Source organism: Psychrobacter sp. bablab_jr014, from assembly GCF_016464015.1.
Classification (GTDB): domain Bacteria; phylum Pseudomonadota; class Gammaproteobacteria; order Pseudomonadales; family Moraxellaceae; genus Psychrobacter.
Window position 1 is genome coordinate 1 of the sequence record NZ_JACDXT010000002.1, and the last position, 7,897, is coordinate 7,897.

General features: G+C 44.7%; 7 protein-coding genes. 4 read left to right on the plus strand and 3 right to left on the minus strand.

All coding sequences use genetic code 11. From position 1 onward, the window contains the following. Positions 1–378: 378 nt before the first annotated feature. The 3 genes from JIE71_RS00615 (at position 379) to JIE71_RS00625 (ending at position 3,989) form a co-directional block, all read left to right on the plus strand. On the plus strand, positions 379–1,818 hold the full coding sequence (locus tag JIE71_RS00615) for a phosphatase PAP2 family protein (protein ID WP_199506797.1): 1,440 nt from the start codon (positions 379–381) through the stop codon (positions 1,816–1,818). 198 nt (positions 1,819–2,016) lie between these two features. Next, positions 2,017–2,673: a glutathione S-transferase gene (locus JIE71_RS00620; protein ID WP_199506798.1), complete on the plus strand. Its 657-nt coding sequence runs from the start codon at positions 2,017–2,019 to the stop codon at positions 2,671–2,673. Positions 2,674–2,891: 218 nt separating this feature from the next. After that, entirely contained in the window at positions 2,892–3,989 is a 1,098-nt protein-coding gene (locus tag JIE71_RS00625) for a hypothetical protein (RefSeq protein ID WP_199506799.1), read from the plus strand. Positions 3,990–4,096: 107 nt separating this feature from the next. Here JIE71_RS00625 and JIE71_RS00630 read toward each other — a convergent pair whose 3' ends face one another. The 3 genes from JIE71_RS00630 to pnuC form a co-directional block, all read right to left on the minus strand. Next, positions 4,097–4,630: a DUF2058 domain-containing protein gene (locus JIE71_RS00630; RefSeq protein WP_199506800.1), complete on the minus strand. Its 534-nt coding sequence runs from the start codon at positions 4,628–4,630 to the stop codon at positions 4,097–4,099. A gap of 123 nt (positions 4,631–4,753) precedes the next feature. Then, a complete protein-coding gene (locus JIE71_RS00635) occupies positions 4,754–5,356 on the minus strand; it encodes an AAA family ATPase (protein ID WP_199506801.1) in 603 nt (200 codons plus the stop codon). Then, positions 5,307–5,996 carry a nicotinamide riboside transporter PnuC gene (gene pnuC, locus JIE71_RS00640; protein WP_199506802.1) on the minus strand — a complete coding sequence of 230 codons (690 nt, stop codon included), beginning with the start codon at positions 5,994–5,996 and terminating at the stop codon, positions 5,307–5,309. The genes JIE71_RS00635 and pnuC overlap by 50 nt, the downstream gene beginning before the upstream one ends. A 267-nt stretch (positions 5,997–6,263) precedes the next feature. On the opposite strand from pnuC, the gene JIE71_RS00645 reads away from it, so the two are divergent. Beyond that, complete coding sequence (locus JIE71_RS00645; RefSeq protein WP_199506803.1) at positions 6,264–7,409, plus strand: beta-ketoacyl-ACP synthase III; 1,146 nt, start codon at positions 6,264–6,266, stop codon at positions 7,407–7,409. Positions 7,410–7,897 lie beyond the last annotated feature (488 nt).

Consider the following 7,897-nt stretch of genomic DNA (forward strand, 5'->3'; position numbering starts at 1 on the left):
GACTAAATGGGCTAAAAATGGCTAAATCTTTGGCAAACGGTGTCAAATAGCTGGCCAATATCTTGATATTACCTGCGCTATTTTCCTTGTTTGCCTTTAATTTATCTCATTTTTATCACCATTTTTAAAATAGGGACACGTCCTAATATCATAAGAGCATCAGAAAGGAGCAGCCTTAAATGAACCTTAAGATAATATGGTTTCTAACAGGTTGGTATAATGAGAAAATAGGAACTAAACTTAGCATCCAGTAACGACTAAAATTAGTGAACCTGTAACCAACTTCCTTAAAGAAATTTGGAAGTAAGATAGGTCGATGATTTGAGAGTGTTGAGATATAGACAATGATTTTTATTCAATACTTAAACGAGGTGCTAGGTGTTACTAAATACATCAACACGTTTTAGACACCTCGGTCTTGCACTATCAATATTTTATCTGCTTTACAACGTGACGACGTTTTATAGTGTCTCCTTATATAAACTTTATCCATCGAGCGTTTATAACCTAGCCACGCCGTTTGATAGCGTTATTCCTTTTATTCCCGCTATGATTGTCCCTTATAGCTGGTCACTGATTTTATTTGTGGGCAGCTTTTTTTTAGTACGTACGTCTACACAGTTGTCTTTATTGAGCTATCGCCTAATCTTGGCGACCGTTTTTGCCTGTTTGGTTTTTTATTTTTATCCCGCTCGGTTCTCATTCCATCGGCCGATACCTGATGACTGGACGCAATTTGGCTATCAGTTATTGCAAGTGGTGGACAAGCCGTTTAATCAGCTACCGTCTTTGCATGTTAGTTATGCCATCTTGTTTTGTGTGTCTTTATGGAATGTTGTAGAGTCCAAACAACGATGGGTTTTAATACTTTATCGATTGTTACTGGTGGCCATATGCACGTCGATCGCTTGCTCAACGGTGTTGACGTATCAGCATCATCTGTTGGATATGTTCGGCGGGGTAGTGTTGGCCATTTCGGTGCTCATGCTCTCAAATCGAATCCGCAATGCACTGGTGGTTAAACACTTAGCAATAGGCGGTACGGGTTTTTTATTGATAGCTATTGCAGGGTTTTACCTTGCTAATATGAGTATGATAGCCGCTGACATGATAGAAACCTTTGCTATTATCATCGCTTTATATTGGCTGATCAGTTTTGTGATGTTGGCTTGTGCTTATCAGCAGGTCAGACCAATGCAAGATACACGCTGGTTTCAAAAGTCTGGTAGCGGAAGACTTACCGCATATACTTGGATGAAGTTTGCTCCCATCATTATGATTTACAACGCTATGTTATTGTTGGGGCAGTGGTATTTTAACGTTTTTTCAAAAGGTCAAAAATATCCAATTACACCGTATGCTATGAGTGACAGTGTCGCCGTTGTGGCCTCGCCTCGATTGACACAAAAAAGTATCAATACTCATTTAACAGATTGGTTGCGCTTGCCAAAAGAAGATAAGTCTTTAGTCTGCTCTCAAATTATCGTTGTTGATTTGGCTGCTGAAATATCTAGCCATGTCGATAAACTTGAAATGACCGCTAAAGATATCACGTCTGCGTCTATTGATTATTTATATTTGCCATTATTGGACTTGCAACCATTAAGTGACGTAGTGTTTCAGGACTACATTGACTTATTTGAGCGAATTGATGCTTTGATTCAATCCGCTAAGACACGAGCATCCACGAATGACAATAAAGTAGAGAGATGTGTTATCACGCTTATTAGTTTTCATTGCGTCATGGGGTTGTCGCGTAGCATCGGCGTGCAGGTTTTATATTTGCTCTATTGTGGTACGCTCACCCTCCATAACTAACAATCGTGGCTTGAGCAGTACTATCCGCATGCCCATCTAAAAGATGCTTATTTGCCGCAGTCACTGGTAGAAGCCATGACTCATTACAAATCGATAAAATATTCAAAAATGCCTTTGTAAGCATCGATAGCCAGAGATTTGAGCCTACTTGTTTTTTTGACTGACTATTTAATACCTATTTAACTGTGGAAAACTACTATGACTTCACCGCTTCATCGCTTGTACTCCTTTCGCCGCTGCCCTTACGCCATGCGTGCTCGTCTCGGTATCTTATTTGCCGAGTTGTCCGTAGAACTGCGCGAGATTGTGCTGAAGAATAAACCTGAGCAAATGCTAGCGATTAGTCCAAAAGGCACGGTGCCCGTTTTACAGTTGGCGGATGGAACCATCATTGAAGAAAGTGTTGAGATAATGATGTGGGCGCTTGAGCAAAACAACCCGCACGGACTGTTGACTCACGCACCTAAAGAGGCGGCGGCACTGATTGCGCAAAATGATAAGGAGTTTAAACACTGGCTCGACCGCTACAAATACGCTGACCGTCATCCTGAGATGAGCCAAAGCGACTACCGCGAGCGCGGGGAAGTGTTTATTCAAAAGCTAGAAGCACTGCTTGCTAATAATAACTACTTGCTCGGCGCGGACATCAGCGCGGCGGATATTGGCATCATGCCGTTTGTGCGCCAGTTCGCTCACGTGGATCGCGAGGTGTTTTATGGCTTGCCATACCCCAATGTACAGCGCTGGCTAACGGCATGGCTTGAGCATCCGCTATTTATTATCGCCATGAAAAAATACCAGCCGTGGCAAGCGGGTGATGACTTAGTGATATTTGGGGAGGGTAGTGCAGAATAAATAGAGCAGTAAAAGCAGGGCGATAAACAACAGATATAAAAAGCCTTGGTAGCTTTAGAATGTAATACCATAAACTTTAACGTTTGCTAGATTTTCCGTATCTGACCAATACCAAGGATTATCTTTAACGTAGCGCTAATAAAGATCAGCGTCAAGGGTTGATGACCAAGCAAAAGTAAGGAATAATAGCGAACAAATTTTTATTATTACGACAATTTATGCAAAAAGAAATCCAGCCTTACAAGAAAATGCTAAAAAGCTGTGCGCTAACTTTAAGCTTACTCAGCACTAGTATCATGTTGCCCGCCCAAGCTGCTATGTATTCAGGACAAAAAACATTCGATGACTTATCAAAGTCTGAACTGTTGGGTTTGACCGCTGATGAAAAGCCGCCAGCAACAACCCATGGGCTGGCGAGTTGGCAGTCAGGTGCAGACGGTGATTATAGTGCTATTGAGAAAAAAGTGGTCGGCAGCTATAAAGTTTCTGGCAATTATTTAAGCTTTATCTTATTAACGAACAGGCGTTATATGATGGTTGGTTACGGCGCAATGGTGGCGGGTGAGTGGCGTGTGGTTGATGGCAATAGGGTACAGCTTTTGCCACTTGAGCCTAAGTATCCGTTTGCTGTGTTTGGTCGTGCAAATAAGGCACTCGGTAAACAGACACGTATGACTGTTGATGGCGACAAACGGGAACATCGCGTACTGATGCACGATGGGCAAATAAGCCGTACCGCCCCGCGCATGACCGTACTGACCCACAGTGACGACGACAAAATATATAAGTACACGCATACGAGTAAGATACAGCAGCTGTCTTTAGCGCAGGTTGCCGAGGTTGACCCTAGCGACAGTCTAAAAACGGCGGTATATCATTTTGATACGGCGCAGTTTAATGAGCTTCTCATCAGGGATTACGCTACTGTGGTCGGCGGTGTTGGCTTTGAATTTACGATTGATAAAGACAACAATACCCTGACATGGGAGTTAGATGTCCTGAAAAAAGAACCATTATCTGAGATGTCAGAAGATGATTTAACACAGATGTATGAGCTGTCTTATATGCAGTTTGCTCCAAAAACGGTACATTACAGTGCCGAAGGCAAGCTGTTCCCAGCGGATCGATGGGGTAATGATAACCATAGTTTTGATATTGAGGATTATTTTTTTGATAAAAAACTAAATGCCTATGTCAGAAAAGACAGCTGCTCGCAAGCGTGTAATCCCGATACCCTCGATGATGACGATGTCTTTTACCGCTATCAGCTGCTGCCACCGACGGTGAGTTATCATAAAGTCAAAGTCAGTGAATAAGGCTTGTTTGAGTTTTATAAATCAGCTACTGATTAAATAGACACAAAAACCGCCCCAGCATTTGCCACGGCGGTTTTTTACTCTTAACGATAGCGCTTAATCGGCAGTTACCACATCAAATCATCAGGAATCACGTATGCGGCGTATGGGTCGTCCTCGTCCAGCTCATTGGTATCTTTATCATTGGATACGACGATAAAGCCTTCTTGCTTGCTGTTGATACGCTCTGCCAGCGGGTAGGGCAGTAGCGCATAGCCGTCCTCAAGGCGGGCGATGACCACGTGACCTGCGACGATTTGGTCATACAGTTTTTGCGTGGTGTGCAGCTTTTTGATTTTGCTGTTATCAACGAACTGATAGCTGACCTCGCCTGCGGTATCAGGGATTTGGTGCTGCTTAATCATCTGGATGATGTTGGCTTTGAGCGTTTTTTCTTCGAGCTGACGTTGGCGCTCTTGGTTCAGCTGTTGGTCTTTTTCTAGCTTTTCTGCTTGCGCTTTAGCAAGGGCTTGTTTGCGCTCAGCCGCATCGCTATCGCCTGTGCGCTTAGCATGTTTGGCTTGTTTGTTGATTTTTTTGGCTTTTTTATCATCGATTAGCCCAGCTTTTAGCAGCTGCGCTTGCAGCGCATTTTTACTCATAATGAAAATACCTTGTTAATAGTGCAATCGTGCGTGTGGCAGTCGGTCAATGCGTTATGGTAACAAATTTGCCGTGTGCTGTTGCGCCTTCTGATGCATCGGTTCAGGTTGTTTTTTTAAAATTTAAAAGTTACTCGTTCGCCTTTTTTGCTCAGCAATGTATGCGGCGACACGGGCCACCCGCGCTTCACGGCTGCCGCCCACAGTAAGGTAGGGCAGTCCCAAGCGGTCAAGCCAATGAATAAAGTAGTCATACATTTCAGCGCGCAAGTGCGGACTGTCGCGCAAATCGTCCGCCACCCACGGAATGTCCACTTCGGTGACGACGATGACATCATAATGATGCATTTGTACGGCGCGCTTTATCGGCTCGGGGCAGTCGCCATAATACCAATGCGAATAGATAAACAGCTCGGTCAAGCTGGTATCACAAAACACGTGTTGACCCTGCGTGACTGCTGCTGCCGCCGCGTTATTTTCACTGTCGATTTGCCCCGCCGCGATGGGCAGCAAATCCTCCCATGTACAGACCTCGCCGCGCTCGTCCCATTTTTTTTGCAAATAGGTACGCATATATTCAGGCACCCACGGGCAGCCAAAATGCGCCGCCAAGTCTTGGCACAAGGTCGTTTTGCCTGTGCTTTCTGCGCCCAATACCGCGACGTTAAACACGCCGTCAGGCGTATGCTGCGCTAAGCTGGCGCTGGTAGCGTCGTTGCCATTCATAATAAGCCCACATTGCAATTAAGGTAAATGCCACATACTGGAGCGCGGTAAAGCTGAGTCCCTTATAAAAGTACAGCGGTACAGAGATACCATCGGCGACAATCCACAACAGCCAATGCTCAATTTTGCGCTGCGCCATCAATACCATCGCCATCAAAAACAGCGCCGTGGTCAGCATGTCGGTGTAGTCCACCCACGTAAATAAGTCTAGACCCAGCACCGCACCTGCAAAGCTAAAGTCGTTATTAATCACAGGTCTAAAGTAATAAATCAGCCCGACAAACGCCACCGTCACCGTAGAGAGCAGCGCCATCAGCGGGATGTCCTTACGGCTGACGTGCTCGATAGTGACCGCATCCGCTTCGTGTGTGTCCTTGTGCTGCGACCAATTAATCCAGCCATAGATACTCATTACGCTATAATAAGCATTAATCAGCATATCGCCGAACAGCTGCCACTCCCACAACAGATACACAAAAATCGCTGTACTGATGAGCCCAATCGGGAAGGCAAGCACGCTGGTGCGCTTGGCAAGCAGTACGCTGGCAACGCCAAAGACCACACCAATCAGCTCAAGAACAATAAACAACGTCGGATACTCAGCATACTGCCCAAACAGCCATCCTATCAATTCCGCCACACGCGCTCCTTTATGTCGCTGCAAAAACTTGAAAATAAAATGTGCGCTATTATATAGCAATAGACCGTCGCCTTATGCTCTTTTGCCGTAAGCGTGCTTGAATCTGATTATTTGTAACAAACTATTAGAAATATTGTCAGATTCAGGCATAATAGAGGCAGTCACTTATTAAGTTTACAACTATTCACCAAAAATGGCCCATCGCCATTTTTCACGTTTTAGCCTATAGCGTGTGTATAGGCGCTATAGTACTCAAGGAAATACATTATGACGACTTGTATCACTGGCACTGGTTTGTTTATCCCTCCTTATAGCATCAGTAATGAAGAGCTGGTGGCGTCGTTCAACACTTATGTAGATAACTATAATGCGCAGCACGCAGACGCGATTGAAGCGGGCACAGTGACTGCCTTGCAGCATTCTTCTGCTGAATTTATCGAAAAAGTATCGGGCATCAAGTCGCGTTACGTCATGGAAAAAGACGGTATTTTAAATCCAGAAATCATGGCGCCAGTGATTGCCTACCGTGACATGAACGAAGAAGCCTCTATCATGGCGGAGATGGGCACAGCGGCGCTAAAAGATGCGCTAAAAGACGCAGGTCTTGAGCCTAATGATTTGGATGGTATTATCCTTGCTTGCTCAAACTTCCAGCGCACTTACCCGGCCTTAGCGATTGAAATTCAAAAAGAAATCGGGATGATTGGCGGCTTTGCTTATGATATGAACGTTGCTTGTAGTGCTGCAACTTTTGGTCTGGCGCAAGCCAAAGGCTCAATCGCTTCAGGTTTGGCCAAACGCATCGCAGTGGTGAACGTCGAGATTACCTCAGCGCATCTGAACTGGCGTAACCGTGACAGCCACTTTATCTTTGGCGATGTCGCGACTGCTTGTATCGTAGAAGAGCTAGACACGCCAAAAGGCTACGAGATTATCAATTCAAAGCTGTTCACCCAGTTCTCAACCAACATCACTAACGAATATGGCTTTATGGACCGCTCAGAGTATTTGGCGGCAGACAAAGACATTCATTACGACCTCAAGCAGCCTGTTACCCCAAAGCTGTTCTTACAAAATGGTCGTAAAGTCTTCCGTGAAGTCTGTCCAAAGGTGTCAGAGATTATCACCGAGCACTTAAGCGACAACAACATCCAGCCAAGCGATGTTAAGATGATGTGGCTACACCAAGCCAATGCCAATATGCTGGATCTTATCTTGCGTACTGTGGTCGGTCGTGATGCGGACAAAGCGATTGTGCCAAGTGTCTTGGACGAGTTCGCCAATACCAGCTCATCAAGCCCGATGGTCGTCTTCCACCGCTATAAAGACAGTATCAGCTCAGGTGATTTGGGCGTGATTTGCTCATTCGGTGCAGGTTATTCTATTGGTTCAGTCTTGGTACGCAAAGTATAAGACCCGCTGTATACAACTGATAAGCAACACAATAGCTAAGCGTCGCCTTGGCTATTGTTGTTTTTACGGTGCGGGTTTTGACGTTGTTTTGATAAAGCCGATGGTTTATCAATCGGCTATAGCGAGATTGAATGGTATGTTTCGCAGCCTCTGGTGACGCAGTCACAGCAAGCAAGAAAAATAGGATTTAATTGAGCGCACTGTTGTGTGACAGGTTTTTTACTCAATACTGATGATAAAAAACTTGCGTAATAAATGACTTATGCCTTGGTTGATAAAATTAAAAATAGCCTAAGCAAATAAAAACTCTCAACTGAATCAGCGAGCTCGCATTAGGGCGTGTTGACCATTCGACCATGGCACTGACAGCGACTATTTTTTAGGCGATTCGAGGTTAAAAATAATAAGTTTAGTCATTCTAAGCGTTTATTTTTAACGATGAAGCGGCAAAAAAGAGTCCTGTCCCCTGCTTTTATCGTTGGGGCTGA